The sequence below is a fragment of the Methanolacinia paynteri genome (assembly GCF_000784355.1).
Taxonomy (GTDB): Archaea; Halobacteriota; Methanomicrobia; order Methanomicrobiales; family Methanomicrobiaceae; genus Methanolacinia; species Methanolacinia paynteri.
In genome coordinates, this window is record NZ_KN360939.1 from 194,062 (window position 1) to 211,027 (window position 16,966).

The 16,966-nt window shown below is 52.3% G+C and carries 17 protein-coding genes and 1 tRNA gene; 8 read left to right on the forward strand and 10 right to left on the reverse strand.

Annotated elements, in window-relative coordinates; all coding sequences use genetic code 11:
• The first annotated feature begins 4 nt into the window (after positions 1-4).
• On the forward strand, positions 5-1,300 hold the full coding sequence (locus tag METPAY_RS10775) for a 4Fe-4S binding protein (RefSeq protein ID WP_048152370.1): 1,296 nt from the start codon (positions 5-7) through the stop codon (positions 1,298-1,300).
• 36 nt (positions 1,301-1,336) lie between these two features.
• Positions 1,337-1,418: transfer RNA gene (locus tag METPAY_RS10780), tRNA-Leu, on the forward strand.
• Between the two features lie 58 nt (positions 1,419-1,476).
• On the opposite strand, the gene METPAY_RS10785 is transcribed toward METPAY_RS10780, so the two are convergent.
• From METPAY_RS10785 to METPAY_RS10795, 3 genes are read right to left on the reverse strand one after another with little or no spacing between them, the layout of a single operon-like run.
• Complete coding sequence (locus METPAY_RS10785) at positions 1,477-1,941, reverse strand: DUF2115 family protein (protein WP_048152372.1); 465 nt, start codon at positions 1,939-1,941, stop codon at positions 1,477-1,479.
• Positions 1,941-4,109, reverse strand: coding sequence for an adenosylcobalamin-dependent ribonucleoside-diphosphate reductase (locus tag METPAY_RS10790; RefSeq protein WP_048152531.1), 2,169 nt, complete (start codon positions 4,107-4,109; stop codon positions 1,941-1,943). Before METPAY_RS10790 ends, METPAY_RS10785 begins: the two co-directional genes overlap by 1 nt.
• Positions 4,110-4,152: 43 nt before the next feature.
• Positions 4,153-4,749 carry a DUF2115 domain-containing protein gene (locus METPAY_RS10795; protein ID WP_048152375.1) on the reverse strand — a complete coding sequence of 199 codons (597 nt, stop codon included), beginning with the start codon at positions 4,747-4,749 and terminating at the stop codon, positions 4,153-4,155.
• A gap of 110 nt (positions 4,750-4,859) precedes the next feature.
• Here METPAY_RS10795 and METPAY_RS10800 point away from each other — a divergent pair, with 110 nt between their 5' ends.
• A complete protein-coding gene (locus tag METPAY_RS10800; RefSeq protein ID WP_048152379.1) occupies positions 4,860-5,240 on the forward strand; it encodes a winged helix-turn-helix transcriptional regulator in 381 nt (126 codons plus the stop codon).
• Between the two features lie 93 nt (positions 5,241-5,333).
• Here the strand turns inward: METPAY_RS10800 and METPAY_RS10805 are convergent, their stop codons facing one another.
• The 4 genes from METPAY_RS10805 to METPAY_RS10820 all read right to left on the reverse strand — a co-directional run bounded on the left by METPAY_RS10805 (position 5,334) and on the right by METPAY_RS10820 (position 7,981).
• Positions 5,334-5,747, reverse strand: a complete 414-nt coding sequence (locus tag METPAY_RS10805) for a winged helix-turn-helix transcriptional regulator (RefSeq protein ID WP_048152382.1) — start codon at positions 5,745-5,747, stop codon at positions 5,334-5,336.
• Between the two features lie 364 nt (positions 5,748-6,111).
• Entirely contained in the window at positions 6,112-6,441 is a 330-nt protein-coding gene (locus METPAY_RS10810) for a DUF5400 family protein (protein ID WP_048152385.1), read from the reverse strand.
• Between the two features lie 10 nt (positions 6,442-6,451).
• Positions 6,452-7,297, reverse strand: coding sequence for a DsrE family protein (locus tag METPAY_RS10815; protein WP_048152388.1), 846 nt, complete (start codon positions 7,295-7,297; stop codon positions 6,452-6,454).
• Positions 7,298-7,300: 3 nt separating this feature from the next.
• Positions 7,301-7,981 carry a DUF169 domain-containing protein gene (locus tag METPAY_RS10820; RefSeq protein ID WP_048152391.1) on the reverse strand — a complete coding sequence of 227 codons (681 nt, stop codon included), beginning with the start codon at positions 7,979-7,981 and terminating at the stop codon, positions 7,301-7,303.
• A 189-nt stretch (positions 7,982-8,170) separates the two neighbouring features.
• On the opposite strand from METPAY_RS10820, the gene METPAY_RS10825 reads away from it, so the two are divergent.
• Positions 8,171-9,793: a GAF domain-containing protein gene (locus METPAY_RS10825; RefSeq protein ID WP_048152394.1), complete on the forward strand. Its 1,623-nt coding sequence runs from the start codon at positions 8,171-8,173 to the stop codon at positions 9,791-9,793.
• A 39-nt stretch (positions 9,794-9,832) separates the two neighbouring features.
• Here the strand turns inward: METPAY_RS10825 and METPAY_RS10830 are convergent, their stop codons facing one another.
• Positions 9,833-10,516 carry a hypothetical protein gene (locus METPAY_RS10830; RefSeq protein ID WP_048152397.1) on the reverse strand — a complete coding sequence of 228 codons (684 nt, stop codon included), beginning with the start codon at positions 10,514-10,516 and terminating at the stop codon, positions 9,833-9,835.
• 429 nt (positions 10,517-10,945) lie between these two features.
• On the opposite strand from METPAY_RS10830, the gene METPAY_RS10835 reads away from it, so the two are divergent.
• On the forward strand, positions 10,946-11,329 hold the full coding sequence (locus METPAY_RS10835; protein ID WP_048152400.1) for a DUF3795 domain-containing protein: 384 nt from the start codon (positions 10,946-10,948) through the stop codon (positions 11,327-11,329).
• On the opposite strand, the gene METPAY_RS10840 is transcribed toward METPAY_RS10835, so the two are convergent.
• Both METPAY_RS10840 and METPAY_RS10845 read right to left on the reverse strand, forming a co-directional pair.
• Positions 11,326-11,778: a pyridoxamine 5'-phosphate oxidase family protein gene (locus METPAY_RS10840; RefSeq protein WP_048152403.1), complete on the reverse strand. Its 453-nt coding sequence runs from the start codon at positions 11,776-11,778 to the stop codon at positions 11,326-11,328. The two genes, METPAY_RS10835 and METPAY_RS10840, sit on opposite strands and share 4 nt — an antisense overlap.
• 70 nt (positions 11,779-11,848) lie before the next feature.
• Positions 11,849-12,556: an aspartate/glutamate racemase family protein gene (locus METPAY_RS10845; RefSeq protein WP_048152406.1), complete on the reverse strand. Its 708-nt coding sequence runs from the start codon at positions 12,554-12,556 to the stop codon at positions 11,849-11,851.
• 217 nt (positions 12,557-12,773) lie between these two features.
• Between METPAY_RS10845 and METPAY_RS14330 the strand changes: the two genes are divergently transcribed.
• Genes METPAY_RS14330 through METPAY_RS10860 form a run of 3 tightly spaced genes read left to right on the forward strand, consistent with a single transcriptional unit; the run spans position 12,774 to position 16,932 of the window.
• Positions 12,774-14,468 (forward strand): sensor histidine kinase, encoded by a 1,695-nt coding sequence (locus METPAY_RS14330; RefSeq protein ID WP_052418786.1) that lies wholly within the window; start codon positions 12,774-12,776, stop codon positions 14,466-14,468.
• Positions 14,469-14,491: 23 nt separating this feature from the next.
• Complete coding sequence (locus METPAY_RS10855) at positions 14,492-14,851, forward strand: SHOCT domain-containing protein (RefSeq protein ID WP_048152408.1); 360 nt, start codon at positions 14,492-14,494, stop codon at positions 14,849-14,851.
• Between the two features lie 11 nt (positions 14,852-14,862).
• The gene (locus METPAY_RS10860) at positions 14,863-16,932 is read left to right on the forward strand and encodes a copper-translocating P-type ATPase (RefSeq protein ID WP_052418787.1); all 2,070 of its coding nucleotides are present in this window, start codon (positions 14,863-14,865) and stop codon (positions 16,930-16,932) included.
• The last annotated feature ends 34 nt before the right edge of the window (positions 16,933-16,966 follow it).

A 16,966-nucleotide genomic window follows, 5' to 3' on the forward strand; every position in this document is an offset into this window, starting at 1 on the left:
AGGTATGGCAGGAAAAAGAATCAGAAGGATAATCCCTGCGGCTGCAGGGGCTGCGAGTCTTGCAGTGCCGGCATGTGCGGCGGTATGCCCCAAGGGTATCGGAGATTGTCCTTATCCTGGGCGTTGCTTCCTCTACGTAGATTCCAACGGGGATTCCATCTGCGATTATACGCCCGGCGATACTTCTCAGGCGGCAACCGATGCCGATCCTGTTACGGTAACAAACAGTTCTGCAACCGATTCGGGTAACAGGCACAGGGGAGGATCGGTCGCCGATACTGTCCAATCTACTGTTTCGCCGTCAGGGGGAACTGAATCATCATCAGACTCAGGTCTGAACCCGCTTTTGTTTACTGCTTCTGGGCTGGTTATTGCCGGTGTCCTGATCCTCTCAGCATATTTCATCCTGCGTTACCTCAGGAGGGAGAATCCGATGCTCTACAGCAGGGTATTCCTGTATGCCGGGATGGTTCCGCTTCTGCTTGCAGTTCTCATAGTCCTTAACGATCCTGAATCTTTTGGAATCAGCGGTGCATTTGCCGATATGGCGGAGCGCTATTCGGGGATAGTGTATATGTTCGGCGGAGCTCTTGTCATGGCCGGGCTTTGGCTCAAAAACGCGGTTTCAAGAGAGATGATAATCTCGGTTTTGATATTGACCACTGCGGCAGGCTTCTTCCTGGTGCTGCCGATAGCACCGGATGGTTTCTATTCCGTGGTATCGGGACTTACAACTCTCCAGTTCGCGGGGCTCGGTTTTGTCGGGCTTGTCCTGCTGGTATGTATCTCGTTGATCTTCGGGCGGGTGTTTTGTGCGCATATGTGCCCGGCGGGGGCGGTCCAGGAACTTCTCTCGAGGTTGCCGCTGCCGAAACTGAAGATCCGTGACAGGCGTATTCCGAATGCAGTACGGTTGATTGCATTTGCCGGTCTTGTAGCCGGGGCACTGTTGTCGATAAATACATTCGAGTACATCGGCGTCTCGCACTTCTTTGCGACGATATTTTCGGCGGCGGCAGTGGTGTTTGCGGTCATACTGGTTCTTTCGCTGTTCGTATACAGGCCGTTTTGTACGTTCCTGTGCCCGTACGGTCTGGTCTTCTCTATAGCCTCCCGTTTCGGGAGGTTCGGGCTTAAGAGGACCGAAGACTGCATCGACTGCGGAAAGTGCGAGAGGGTTTGCCCGACGGTTGAAGCAGGGAGGGATGGCAGGAAAGCGGAATGCTATCTCTGCGGAAGATGTATTGAGGTCTGCCCGAAAGATTCGGCGATAGTCTTCGGGAAGAGAAGCGAGCCTTAAATTAGTGAAAGGATAAATAATGAAACTGCATTTTCTGCGAGGGTAGCCAAGTGGTCAACGGCGCTCGACTCAAGATCGAGTCCTTAGTGGTTCGCGGGTTCGACTCCCTCCCCTCGCATTGCTTTTTTAAAATATTGCTTATGTCATGGATATACTGCTATCACATCCTTGACAATTCATAGAGGCCTGCATATGCAGTACCGGCAGAGAGTAGGTTCTCCATCAAATATCCTTCCCTTTCTGCCGCAGTAGTACTGTCCGTCCTCTCCTTTTATGACCTTTAAATCCGGAAAGTCGATGCCGGGCGGGTGCAGCGGCCTTTTCGCTATAAAAACAAGGTATAGTGAAATATTGATGATATAACGCCTCAGGCTGTTTTCTCCAGGTGCATATTCGTCAAAGTAGCGTTCGAGAGCTTCCCTGAACTCTTCAACGCGGCCAGGTTCGATCGTGATATCTGGTGCAGGACATGTTTCGTCCATGATCTCCCTGTACACCGCATAGTCGTATTCGGCTACAAGAGAGGCAGCTGTGTCGGAGACATTTGATTTTGTCTCCTGGATTTCTTTTGTGCGGGCGATATATTCCGGGATGGCAGCCAGATCGTCTTTTATGATTTCAAGAAGTTCCGTCGCCTTCATCAGCTGCACCCGCTCCAACCGCAGTTCTTGCAGATCCCCTGGTTGCATCCCTCTCCGAAGTCCAGCGGTTCGCCGCACTCGGGACACGGTCTCTTGCCGCTGATCTCCTTAATCTCCCAGTCCCTGAGCGTAGTTATGGTCTGATTGTTTGCGGTCAGGTCGATGCACCTGCCGACCACATCCGCACATGAGAGCCCTTCGGACTGAGAATTTTTGATGGCCGAGATGCAGTTGACCTTCGCAAATTGCCTGACGAACTTAATATATGGGACTCCGTTCTGGAGCCCCGTACTTATCGCACGGCCGAGTGCACTGTTGTTTGCATCGCACCCCCCGCTCCCGACCGTCCTTATGAAGACCTCAATCGGCTTTCCGTCCAGCATGTTGACAGTTACATAAAGGCGGCAGCACCCCGACTGGCACATATAAGTCCTGCCCGCCAGCTCTTTAGGACGTTCGATGCCCTGGCCCAGGGCCGGTGCAGTCTTTTCCGAATTACCAAGAGAAAGAACTACGGAGTCCCTGCTCCCCGTCCTGTATATCGTGATGCCCTTGAGACCGAGGGTCCAAGCGGCAAGAAGTGCCTCCTCGCAGTCCTCCCTCTTCGCAGAGTTTGGCATATTTATTGTCTTACTTATCGAGGCATGCACATATTTCTGGAATACTGCCTGCATCTCTATATGATCCCTGTAGGAGATGTCGAGTGCGGTCCTGAAAAGTGAGCGGAAACCGGCAGGCAGCCATTCAAGGTCCTGGATCGAACCGGTCTCGTGCACATGTTCAATGACTTCGCTCTCTTTCTTTTCAAGTTCGTCCCCCGGGTATCCGTTTTCATCGAGGACACGGCGGAGAGCGTCCCTGAAGACCGGGCTTACGATGACAAATGTCTTCCCTAAAGTATTCTTCCGTGTATATGCGAAAGAGAATACAGGCTCTATTCCGCTCGAACACCCCGCCAAAAGGGAGATGGTTCCTGTCGGTGCGACAGTTGTCATGGCCGCGTTCCTCACTTTCCTGTCTCTCCACGTGCTCCTCTCCCATTCGGGAAATGTTCCCAGCATTTCTGCGAGTAATTGGGACTCTTCGACGGCGGTTTCCGTAATTTTCCGCATGATCTCCCCGCACCATCTCCTCCCCTCCGGCGAGTCGTAGGGGAGCCCGAGAATGAGAAGAGCGTCGTGTACTCCCATAACTCCGAGACCAATCTTTCTGGTCTTCTTCGTCGCCTCTTCTATCTCGGGTATGGGGTACACATTTGCATTGATGACATTGTCGAGGAACCTGACCGCCATCCTGACCGTGTCATCAAGAAGCTTCTCATCGAATTCCCCTTCCCTTATGCACGCCGCGAGATTGATGCTCCCGAGGACACAGCTTTCAAACGGGAGGAGCGGCTGCTCTCCGCACGGGTTCGTGATGTCGATATCCCCGAGCCCGGGGGTTGGATTGTGCCTGTTTATTTCATCGTAAAAGAGCACTCCCGGCTCGCCGTTATTCCAGATCCCGTCGACGATTCCATTCCAGATCTCGCCTATAGTAACTTTTGCGCCTGTGACCGGGTGAGTGAGCCAGACTTCATCGAATTTCCGATCCCTGACCAGAGTCATGAACTCGTCATTTACCATCACGGATATGTTGAAATTTGAAATGCTCCCTTCCTCTTTTTTTGAGGTAATAAAAGAGAGGATGTCGGGATGCCAGACATTGAGTATTCCCATATTTGCACCACGACGCCTTCCTCCCTGTTTAATAACGTCGGTGGCCGCATTGAATGCCTTCATAAAAGAAACCGGTCCGGAGGCGACCCCGTCCGTCGACCTGACAGGAGAACCTTCCGGCCGTATGTGCGAGAAGTTGTAGCCGGTCCCGCCCCCGGTTTTATGGATGACTGCACCCTGCTTCATGGCATCGAATATTCCGGGGATGGAGTCAGGTACCGGAAGGGTGAAACATGCGGAGAGCTGGCCGATTTCAGTTCCTGCGTTCATAAGCGTTGGAGAATTCGGAAGGAATCTTAGAGAGGTCATTGCCTCGTAGAACAGCTCGCAGTCCTCTTCGTCGGCTGCGAGGGCAGAGGCTACGCGGCGGCAGATGTCTTCAAATTTTTTTTCCCCTTTCCTGAGATATCTTGCAGAAAGGATGTTGTCCGTAATTGTCGAAGTGCTCATTGATTTGGGCTCCATAAATAGATTTTTCAGGTTTATCCGGCGTTTAAAGCCGGTTTATTCCTTCGTCCTGGATGGCCGGGCAGAAATTGCAGATTGAAAAAGGAACGTCTTTTTCACGGTCACGTATCGGGCACTGAAATACTCCGTTCTCTTCCTCGACTTTGAAGCCGCCCGGGAAGGGCATTCCGACCGGATGGCCGGGTTCTTCAAGAACAAAGATCGTGAAGGCTGAGATGATATAGTAGAAACACCTGTGGTAAGGAGTGAACCTGAACGGCAGTCTCTGCGTTGATTCGTCCCAACGCCTGCATCCTTCAGGCATCATTTCACAGAAAGCAAGAAACATTTCACGATCGGAGATCGGCTCGTTCATTGCTGAAAATACGGCTCTCCTGTGATCGAGCAGGAGCCTGTGGTACGCCCCGAGGAGCTGATCTTTTATGTAAGGCGAAACCTGTTCCCTATAAGGAGACGGCAGTCTGCAGAGTTCAGCGTAGAGGCGGCCCCCGATCACCTGCAGGTCTGTGTTCCGGAAACCAGCCAGCTCGGCAGCAAGAATTGACCCGAGTTCCCCTTTTGTCTTTGCCTGAGCTATCTTCCGGGCTATCGAACCGATTTGATCAAGTTCTTCTTCCTGCACGGCTGTCCGACCCACTCCAATATGGTATACTAATAATACTACTTTAATGCCGTAGAGCAAAATTGTATACCATGCAATCTGATTACTCTAAGATAAAAGCTCATTTCCCAATGCAGCCTGCATTTAAATACAAGTGCTGTCCTGCTCATGTTGCTATCCGCGTTCTCGGGAAAAAGTGGACTCTGCTGATACTGCGTGATATTGCAATATTAAATATCAGGAGGTTTGGTGAAATCAAAAGATCTCTTCCGGGTCTCACACCAAGGGTTCTCTCGATGAGGCTTCGTGAACTTGAGGAAAATGAATTTATTAATGCTGAAGTTATCAGAGAAGATCCACGTGTCGTCGAATGGCATCTCACGGAGAAGGGTCAGGATACCATATCAATACTTCTTGCCTTCATGGAATTTGGTGCGAAGTGGTATCCCGCCGAGGTATTTGAGGATGGTCAAAGTCATACTCTTGAAGAGCTCTATCCTGAAAAAAATTAGACATGAGCTTATTGCAAAATATTTGGATTTGGACGATATTATTTTCTGTTCTCCTGCTACAGTCTCCCGTATAGGATCAGATTTATTCAAAAATCATTCGTCCCCTGATTTTTCTCCCTCGCCCGAAGAGTGCCTTGAGGGACAGCAGGAACTCCGGCACTTCAGCGTGCATTTCTTTTCATGAAGGTTGTCCCTCTTCTCCGCCCATTTGACCAGGGGAATAATCACTTCGCAGAGTTCTTTTCCGTCGTCGGTCAGCGAATATTCGACACGGGGAGGAATTTCGGGAAACGACTCCCTCTCTACAAGTCCCGTCCTTTGCAGTTCTTTTAAGAGGTCTGTCAGCGTCTTCGGGCTGATTCCTTCAAGAATATTCATGAGGTCGTTGAACCGCAGTTTTTCGTGATGCCCGAGGATACTGATGAGCAAAATGGCCCATTTTTTGGATATTGTGGTAATGATCCCTTCGAGCGGGCAGAGGCAGATCCTGTTACTATCGTGGTGCATAGTCACTTCACTACTATAAACTTGATAGAATTAATACTTTCCAAAATATTGTAATTATATACAAATGTCAGGGAGGTGAAAGAAGCGATGTGTATGCCAGTTCAGAATTCGCACTGTCATGGCCACGGTTATGATCGGGGTCATAATTTCGGTCACGGACACTGCTCCTGCGATTGTATGCAGATGCTCTCCGTTGAAGACGAGATCAAGTCACTGGAGAATGCAAAGCAGCGGACGCAGGCCAGACTCGATATGATCGAGAAGAAGATCGGGGAACTCAGGAAGATATGCTGAGCGGTCCGGTTATGAATAAATGAAATAATTTTTTTTAGATGCCCTTAAGCAATTTTAAAAAAAGGAATTTTTACATCAGTACTGCGGCAAGAGCAAGCACAGGCAGCATCGTCACGAGGGCAAGGTGCGGGGCGTAGCCCGGCGATGTCTGGATCGAATATTTCAGCGTCGGCCAGATCTGCGTGTATGCCGTGATCGTCGCCAGCACCTGGAGGGCGGCGGCTGCAAGGACTATTGCCGGGAGGCCGGTCGCAATCGCTGCAATGGTCGCAATGAAGGCGAGCATCAGAAACCCGAAGTGCACTGCAAGACGCATCCCGATCATCCGGAATGTGATGAATCCCGTAGTTATGCTGCTCAGCAGGATCGCCAGGGTAATTACAAGATATGTATATTCCATTCTTTTCACCTCAGAAGTTTACCACCGCGTTGGCAGGATTGCTGATCAGGTCTATATAAGTCGCAGCTCCGGCGATTTTCATTCCCCTGACGAGATTGCCTTCATTTATGCCGCGGAACTGTGCCGAAAGTTCGCAGACGTATACTTTCGCACCTGCTTCGATTACTTCGTTCATGAGATTGTCAAGTCGATCGAAGGAAGGATGTTTCACGCCTGCCGCCGCCCCTTGTCTTGCCATGCTGGCTCCGTCCATGAGCAAGAATATTGTGACTGTCTTTCCCATCGAAAGTGCCACCTTAGAGAAAAGGAAGGTCGCATAGGCTCTTTCGGCGTTGCTGATCCCGTTGCTCTGGATGATCACCACGGAATTAAGGTTCGCTGCCAGGGCTGACGCTTCTCCTGCGGCAGGACGTTCTGCCTTCTCCGCGATAAGGTAGCGGCGATCGCCTTCGCTCCCCTCTTCGATCACGCGGGAACCGCCCGATGTTACTGCACGGGCGATATCTTCGAGAGTGGACCCGTTCGCACACTTCACCTTCAGTCTCTCCCCGATCCCGAGCGATTCGAGGATGTTTCCGACTGTGATGGCAGGGCCGGGACAGGTATCGCCTGTAACGTCGACCTCCTGCATCTTCGTGCCGCGGGGAATCATCCGCACCTCGACATCGCTGCCGTTCTTTCCGGTCTCAATGTTATAGCCGAACTTTGCCGCAACCGCATCCATGCCCTCCTCCGCACCGGGGCTGAGGAGAAACCGGATCTCTTCGTTAGGCCCTGCGGAATGTCTGATGATATTTGCAGCAAGGATCGAGGCGTTGGGGGATTTAATCCCGCGTGCCGGGATTGTTTTCACCATGTTTCAACCCCACTTCTCTGCAAACAATTTGAGTGCCTCGACTATCTCCGGCAGATCTTTCGGTGGGATGCCAAGAATGACCTCGTCTTCTGCGATCCCCGAGTTCTTCCTCGAACCGTTGCACCCGAGTGTCATGTTCGGAACTCCACGCTGCTTCACTGCTACGACTGCGTCCGCACAGATCGACTGGATGCCTGAGTAATCGCTCGATATCCTTCCGCCGGTCGCGTATAGATATGCCTGACTGAGCCTGAGTGCCTGTCTCGGTGTTGCAACTATGACTACAACATCCGGCTCGAACTCCGCCGATTCGAGCGGCGAGTAGACCGACGCATAGGACTCTGTAGTGCATTTCGGTATAGCGGAAACGGTGTCGAGCGCTCCTTCGGCTGTCTTGAAGTTGCCGAGCGTATGATACATTTTGCCTGTCGCGACCGCCTCGGGAAGGGGTTCGATTCCCATTACGCCTGCCCCGCCCTTGCAGAGATGCTCGTCCCGTGTGGCATATCCTTTCATGCCTTTGAGCCTTGCGTCCTGCACGAACTGGCAGTGCCTGCTCTTCTCCGGGACCTTCTGGTATCCGGCGGGCACGTCCGCCTCTGTTTCTGCGATCTTTACGGCGACAGGGCTTCCCTTCAGCCCCAGCAGTTCTATCAGTTCTTTTCCGGTTGTTTCGTATGACATGTTTTTTCCTCCGGTCGACACCAGGATTGATGCACCTATTTTGTCGACTTAGTATAACTATATTGTATAGTATAAAATATATTAAAGTTGCGATTGTGGTCCTGTTTTGCCGGACATTATATACACGCGGTGGCGTTTCACTCCGGGATATGTTTATCATCTTCCGGGAAATTATACTATATAGTATAAATGACTTCGACAGAGATTGAGAATCTTGCCGGGACCGAACACCTGATTGTCGCATACCTGCGATCGCATCCGCCTGAAGAGTGCATGCTCGACAAGATATCCATGGGAATCGGGAAGAGCCGGGCGACCGCTCTCAAGTACCTCTGGACGCTTCATGCGAAGGGAGTCATCGACTACCGCGAGATCGGGCGGAACAAGCTGTGGATGATGAAACAGCCGCAGGAAGCGGGTGCTGAGACAATCATCCGCGAGGAGCCGGAGAGCGTGCCCCGGGGCGCCCGGACGACTGCGCAGGCCGCATTCGAACTCCACGATCTTCTTCTCAGGGAAGCGGAGCTCCGCGACTCGCTGGACCTCCCGGAGACCGTAGTCCTTACGGTCGGGGAGGATCTTTTCATAATCGCAAGAAACAGGCTCTTCGAATCGCTCTTCCCCGCGGCGGAAAAATTTTCCGGCCTCGTTCACCAGTCCCAGGCTGCAAAACTCGAAAATCTCTGCCGGTCGGCGAATGCAGGTAGAACCGCCTCGATCGAACTCGACCTGATCGAGAGAGCAGGGATATATCGTCCCTACCGTTTCACCCTTGTCTCCTCCGGTCCCGGAGATCCGGCAGGCGCACGGGTCCTTATCGGCGAGGACCTCTCAGGCGGGAGAAGGACACGGCGGCATCTCGAATCTCTTCTCTATATCATAAGAACGGCTGCAACTGCACAGAATGAAGAAGACCTCCTCCGTGAAACTCTCCGGGGGGTGAGGGAGAGCCTAGTTCCCTTCGTCCACGGAAGTGTCATCATGGCCGACATGCACGTAGCCTGCACTACTGCGCCGCTCTCCGGCGAACTGCTGCAGGACTTATCTCCCATTCTCGAACGCTGTATGACTTCGCTTGAGACAGTATCCGAAGAAAGGGACGGTGAGACATTCCGCTATGCAGTCGCAGTGCCGATCATCGACGAGGAGCGGGCCGCCGGTGTGATGCTGCTCCTGACGGAGTCTTCAATCAGTGCAACCGAGCTGGAGAACATAGAGATCGTCGCGGACGAGATCGCAAGCGCCCTCCGGATGCAGCGGCTCGACCGGGAAAGGGCGGAGTTCGTAAATACTCTCCTTGCGATGAACTCCATCTCCACCATCCTGAATACTGCAACCGACGAGGAAGCGATCCTTGAGAAATCGATCGAGGCGGTCATTAATACCCTGGGCTTTGATATGGGCTGTATCTACCTTAAGGACGATGCCGAGGGAATGGTGCCGCGGGTCCAGCGGAACATGCCCGAACATCTCCGGAAGATGTGTATAGCCGGAATATACGACGGCCTGTTCGATCGTGTGTTCCGTGACCGAACCCTTGTCTATATAGTCTCCGGGATGCCGGAGTACGAGGACCTGGTCCCCAGTGCCATCCGGGAGAACGGAGTCAGGACGCTTTTGATCCTGCCGATAAAAGTCGGCGACCAGATCGTCGGGCTGGTTAATATGGGCAGTAGGGCGGAGAAGCACTATACTCAGACAAGTCTTGATAACCTCTTCTCCATCGGGCTCCAGCTCGGCATCGCCCTCGAAAGATCGAGGCTTGCCAGCGCTCTTGGTGAAGCCGGCAGAGAGAGTAAAAAAGGAGAGTAGACCGGGGGAGACAAAACATTCCCCCTGCAATTCTAAAAATTAATGATATTCCGGAACCGCGTCAAACCATCGATCGAAAGATTCCATCAGCTCTTCATCCTGGTAATAGAAGACGGCCTGGTGATTGTTGAATACCACGTACGCCTCTTCCCCTGAGTCATAACTGCATTCCAGGTAGCAGAAATATTCGTATTCGTCATAGGCCGGGACACAGTTCCCTCCGAAGATCTCTTCCAGTTCCGGATTTCCGGCCATGAACAATGTGACGTTATAGCATTCCTCCGGTGAGTAGCATTTGTACTCCGTTTCCCCCGTAATCTCACCGCTCCCATTCACAAATTCGAAGTATAATTTGTAATATTCCTTGTACACTGATATTTCACCGGCACCTGTCGGATTTTCATCGATAAAAGATATGATCGGGCCGAGGAAATCGTCCAGGCTTATGATCCCGCTCTCATAATTCCGGAGTTCGTATGTAGTATTGTAAGAATCTATATACTCCTGGAAGTCGCTGAAATCCGTGGTATTGCTCGTTTTTTTGATATCGTTCCATTTGGTAACCGCCGGGGCGGATAAATCGAGAATGTTCGTCACCTGCTCATCCGGTGGCGACGATTCATTTCCCGAATCCCCGTCCCCGATGATAATGATTCCCGCAAGAAGACACAGGATACACAGGAGGCTGAAGGTTATGGCGGCTATGATGTGCGTATTTTTCATTAACAGTATCTTTCGGGAAGATCATAGAAGGAATTTTTTATTTGGCTCTTCGTTAATCTGTGCGGGTATCCCCTGAGCGGTGAGACGCGTTAAATTCATGGCTTGTACGGAATGGAATATGCCAAAAAACGTTTATGAAACAAAGGTTTCATGGACTGTTTCATGTAAATCACAACGTGATTTTCATGTAAAACCAAATTAAACAGCTCAGGGGACCCTTGTCGGTCTCCTGAGCGTGCCGTGGGAGAACTATCTCAGGGCAAGGCACCTGGGTAGGGGCCGTCCGGCGGCCTGGCCGCCGGTGCCGGGGTTGCCTGAGTAGGATCTGTAAGCAATACAGCAGTGTCATGTATGTAATATCCGAAAGAGTATAATTCGGTTCGGGATGTTGAAGGAAGAGTTAACAGGCTCATTGTTATATTAACTGTGATGAAAGACGGCTGCGAAAACCCCGCGAGGTATATCGGTTGCTGCGGTGCGTACTGCAAAACCTGTAAGATGCCGGCCGAAGGTGCATGCAGGGGCTGCAAACTCGGATACGACTCCGGGGAGCGGGATATCCAGAAGGCAAGGTGCAGGATCAAGGTCTGCTGCTTCGGTGAGAAAGGGCTTGAAACATGCGCCGACTGCCCTGATTACGATACCTGCGAGATAATATCCGGTTTTCACAACAAGAAAGGCCACAAATACAAAAAATATCATGAATCGCTTGAGTTCATTCGCAAGAACGGGAATGACGAGTTCATCAAGGCGGCCGGCAAATGGAAGGGTGCGTACGGAAGGCTGCCGCCGGCGACTCCTCCCGGAGATTAGTCGATCAGGTTCTTCCTGCCGGTCATTTCTGTTATATCTATCCTGATAACGGCAATACCCCCGGCATTCAGGCTCTTTGGATCAAACTCCTCTCTGTGGTAGCGTCCGGCAATAACAGCGAGTCCCTCCCTGATCTCATCTTCATCATCCAGAATCTTCGCCGTCCCGAAACCCACGACGCTCCTGTATTTCATATCGTATGAACACGGGCGTTTGGAAGGGATCAGCTCGTAATCCGTCTCCGTCTCAAAACAAACGTTCGCGTTTTCCTCCAGGACCTCGATCTTTTTACCCTTCTTCGAACTGTGAAGATATATCGCCCCCTCCCTGTACCCGAATGCCATGGGCACCACATAGGGAACATCGCCCCTGCACATCCCGAGCCTCAGGAAGGGTGAGTCCAGCAATATCTCTTCAATCTCCTTTTTGTCAGCGATCTCTTCTCCCATAATTAACTCTCCTTTAGTATCCTATGAACGCCGGTGCGGGGAAATGCCGAACAGATCCGGAGAACAGACATCACTCATCATCCAGTGCATATTTAACAGCCGCTTCTGCATGTATCGTCATCGTGTCGAAGAGCGGGATCTCGACATCCTCCTGACTTACGAGAAACGGGATCTCCGTGCACCCGAGGATTATTCCTTCGGCTCCCTTTTCTTTGAGGCGGCGAATGATTTCGATGAACTTCCGCCTCGAGTCATCGCTGATTATCTCTGCGCAGAGTTCGTCGAATATTATTGTATTTATCATTTCACACTCCGCTTCATCCGGGATAATCACTTTTATCCCGAACCTCTCTTCGAGCCTTTTTCTATAGAAGTCCTCCTCCATCGTGTACTCGGTGCCGAGAAGCCCGACGGTCTTAAAGCCCCGCGTTCTGATCTTTTCGCCGGTCGCATCGGCGATGTGCAGCACCGGGATTTTTACTTTAGCTTCTATATCATCCGCACTCGAATGCATCGTATTCGAGCATATGATAATGAAGTCAGCCCCTCCCCGTTCAAGCCTCTCAGCCGCATCGATCATCGTGTTCCTGAGCGGCTTCCAGTCGCCTTCTGATGCCTCCCTCTCCTCCTCCGAGAACTCCCCGAACTCTATCGAGTACATCAGGATCTTTGCCGAGTGAAGGCCGCCGAGTCTATCTTCGACCATCTCGTTCATCAGTTTATAGTATTCGGCCGATGATACCCAGCTCATTCCGCCGATAACACCAATTATCTTCATTTATCGCTTCCCGCTCCTGCTTTATGGAAGAATCGGGTTCTGTATTCAAATATCTTTTCGGGATTTGGATTGGTATATGGATCGCTCATATGCAAAACAACCTTTTTTTTGCCGATGATGTTGTATAGACTTACAATCGAAATCAAAATGGAGCGATCCCTTAACCAGATTACGGTTCGTTCAGGTATGAATAAAATAGAATTTTCCCGGTGAAAAAATGGATATTGATATAAGGACGCTCTCTCTCGTGGTCGTGATCGCAAATATATTCCAGGCGTTTGCAATCACCTTTCTCTATGCAATCAATAAAAAATACCGCGGGATCAACTGGTGGGTCCTGGGAAGCGCCTCTATTGCATTAGGGTTCGTCTTCCTGCTCATGCGGGATTCCGTCGATATTCCACTGGTTACGATAATCCTGGGAAACGCACTGATTGTAGCCGGTTCGATATTTACATACACCGGGATCATGCATTTTCTCGAAAAGAAGGAGGACCTCAGGATCGTTCTCCCCGTCTTTGCGATATTTACCTGCCTGTATCTTTATTTTACCTATGTAAGCGACGAGATCACCGTGCGGACTGCAATCCTGTCTATAACACTGGCCTTTTACATGTTCCTTACATCAGCGGCACTTTTGGGAAAAGTTCCGTGTGCTATAAAAGACTCCGCCCGTTTCGTCGCGGGAGTTGAAATCTCTCTCGCATGTTTCCTGGTATTCCGTGGCTGGTATGTCCTCTTCATAACACCCATCGAAACCATCTTCACTCCGGCGATTATCCAGTATGTGTCATTCCTGTTCTTCTTCGGCGGAAATTTCCTCTTAACAGTCGGGCTCATCATTATGGTCAACCAGCGCCTTAATGCGGACGTGGTCGAGGCAAAGGAGGAGTTCGAACTCTTCTTCCGCACAAGCCCCGACGGGATTGCCATCTCGCGTCTTGACAACAGTATCATCCTGGACATAAACGACGGGTTTACAAACCTTACAGGGTTTGACAGGTCCGAAACCATCGGTATCTCCAGCCTTAAGATCAATGTCTGGAAAAACCCTGCCGACCGGCAGAAAGTCTACGATGAAATTTTTGAAAAAGGATTCTGCGAGAATTATGAAACCATCCTGAGGCGAAAGGACGGCAGCGAGATCACATGTATTGTCTCCGCCAAGTCCATAACCCTGCAGGGTGTTCCCTGTATTATCAGCGTGACAAGGGATATCACCGATCGCAAGCGGGCGGAGCAGGCGCTTCAGCAGGCCAACAGGAAGTTAAACCTGCTCTCCAGCATCACACGGCACGATATCCTGAATACAGTCACCGTCCTTGCCGGGTATCTCGGCCTCGCCCGCGAAGAGCCCGCCGGTCCGAAGCTGAAAGATTATCTCGATCACCTGGATGTAAGTGCGAAGACGATACAGCGCCAGATCGAGTTCACCCGCGAGTACCAGGAGATCGGCGTCAATGCAGCCACCTGGCAGAATGTCGAAGAGACCGTCCGCGAGGCCGCTTCCGAATTTAAGATGAAGGATGTCACCCTGGATATCGAATGCGGAAATACGGAGATATTCGCAGACCCACTCCTCCGTAAGGTATTCTATAACTTCTTTGACAATTCGTTCAGGTATGCACCCCCGTTTACGACGATCTCGGTCTCCTGCACCGAAAAGGAAGACGGGTTGTCGGTCGTGTTCGCCGACGACGGTGCAGGTATCCCGGAAGAGGTAAGGAGTCACCTCTTCGAGAGAGGTTTCGGGAAGCACACCGGTCTCGGTCTTTTCCTCTCGAGGGAGATCCTGGCGATCACCGGGATTACGATCACTGAAAACGGCGAAGCAGGGAAGGGTGCAAGGTTCGAGATGACCGTTCCCAAAGGCGCATACCGTTTCTCCGGTACAGGGCCGGAACAATTATAATCCCCGGCCGCAATCACTGGCTCATGGACGGGTACATGCATTATTACATGTTCGACGGCTACGGGTATCCGTACGGCGGCTGGATCTGGATGGCTGTCTTCTGGATCGTCCAGCTGATCGTTGCGTTCTTCATATTCCGGGACGCTAAGGAACACGGGACGAATCCTGTCCTGTGGTTTATTCTTGTCATCATCCCGGCTATCGGGTGGTTGTTCCTGGTGCTCTACGTCATCTTTCGCGTGCTGGATTCCGGGAGCGGAAGCCCCGGAGAAGGAAGCAGTGAAAAATCGGCATCCGCTCGTGAGATCCTCGACCAGCGTTACGCCGCCGGCGAGATTACGACCGACGAATACAACGCGATGAAAGAAGAGTTATCCCGCTGAAAGATCTAAAAATGGATATGGACGGGAATACTCACGAAGATCATGCAGGACATGCCGGCCATAGCCCGGACGGCGGCGGCATGCCCGGATCAGCCGAAGCTATGGGCGGAGGCCACGGAAAAGGGATGCCGGGAGGCCACCACCGCCATATGATGGAGGACTTCAGGAAACGCTTCATCGTCTCGATGATTCTCACCGTCCCGATACTCGTCCTTTCCCCTTCCATCCAGTCCTTCTTCGGGTTTTCTTTTGTATTCACCGGTTCGGATCTGATCCTCCTGGCTCTTTCCACCGTAGTATATCTCTACGGCGGCTATCCGTTCCTCGCCGGAATCGTGAACGAACTGCGTTCCCGGCTGCCGGGGATGATGACCCTGATCGCGGTCGCGATCACGGTTGCATATGTCTTCAGTGCTGCCGATGTCCTGGGTCTGATCTCCGGCAAACCGTTCTTCTGGGAGCTTGCCACGCTGATCGATATCATGCTGCTCGGCCACTGGGTCGAGATGCGTTCGGTTCTCGGCGCCTCCCGTGCACTGGAGGAGCTGGTGAAGATCATGCCCTCCGTCGCTCATCTCTTAAAGGAGGGCGGGGAGACAGAGGATGTAAACGTCGAAGCCCTGAAGCCCGGCGACCGGGTACTGGTAAAGCCGGGTGAAAAGGTTCCTGTGGACGGCATTGTGACGGACGGAAGATCCAGCGTGGATGAATCGATGCTGACCGGGGAGTCGAAGCCTGTCTCGAAGAAGGCAGGCGACCCTGTAACCGGCGGTTCGGTGAACGGCGAGGGCTCGCTCACGGTCGAGGTGAAGAAGACAGGGAAGGATACATATCTCAGCCAGGTCATCGAACTGGTGAAATCGGCACAGGAGAGCAGGTCGAAGACGCAGGACCTGGCGAACAGGGCCGCTCTCGTCCTGACGGTAATCGCACTCTCTGTCGGCGCCGTCACGTTTATCGCCTGGTACATCTTCGGGCCGGGAATCGATTACGCGGTCGAACGGATGGCAACCGTCATGGTAATTACCTGTCCTCACGCCCTCGGCCTTGCCGTTCCGCTCGTCGTTGCTGTCTCGACCAGTCTTGCGGCAAACTCCGGTCTTCTTATCAGGGACCGGGAGGCGTTCGAGCGGGCGAGAGATCTCGAGGCGGTCGTATTCGACAAGACCGGAACACTGACCAGCGGGAAGTTCGGGATTACCGACATCATCCTGCCGGAGAAGATGCCGGAGGATGAATTCCTGGGACTTGCCGCATCTCTTGAAAGCAGCTCGGAGCATCCGATTGCACGCGGGATAGTGCATAGTGCAACCGAAAGGGGACTTGTTCTCTCCCGGCCTGAAGATTTCCGTGAGATACCCGGTAAAGGCGTCGAAGGGAATATCGGCGGGCGGCTCGTCAGGGTCGTTGGCCCGGAGTACATGAAGGAAAAGGGGATCGAATTCCAGGACCCGGAGGTCGGGAGGGCCGAATCGCAGGAAAAGACGGTGGTCTATGTCCTCGAAGAAGGGAAGGTTCTCGGCGCCCTCGCCCTCGCCGATATAATCAGGGAGGAGTCACGCGAGGCGATCTCCCGCCTGAAGGCACTGGATGTCAGGTGCATGATGCTCACGGGCGACAACCGCTTCGTTGCAAAATGGGTGGCTGACGAACTCGGCCTGGACGAGTTTTTCGCCGGTGTCCTCCCTCACCAGAAGGCCGAAAAGATCGAAGAGATCCGGAAACAGTACCGGACTGCCATGGTCGGCGACGGGATCAACGATGCTCCAGCCCTTGTTTCTGCCGACGTCGGGATCGCGATCGGGGCGGGAACGGATGTCGCAGTCGAGAGTGCCGATATAGTTCTTGTCAGGAGCGATCCTCGCGATGTGGCCGACATCATCCGGCTGTCGAAGAGGACGTACTCGAAGATGGTCCAGAACCTGATCTGGGCCACGGGCTACAACAGTTTTGCCATCCCTCTTGCGGCCGGAGTGGGGATCGCCTACGGGATTGTTCTTTCTCCTGCGGCCGGTGCGGTCCTGATGAGCCTGAGCACGGTGATCGTGGCGATCAACGCCCGGACCCTGAGGATGAACTGAAATTAAATAATTCGCTATTTTTTCCGGTTTCCTG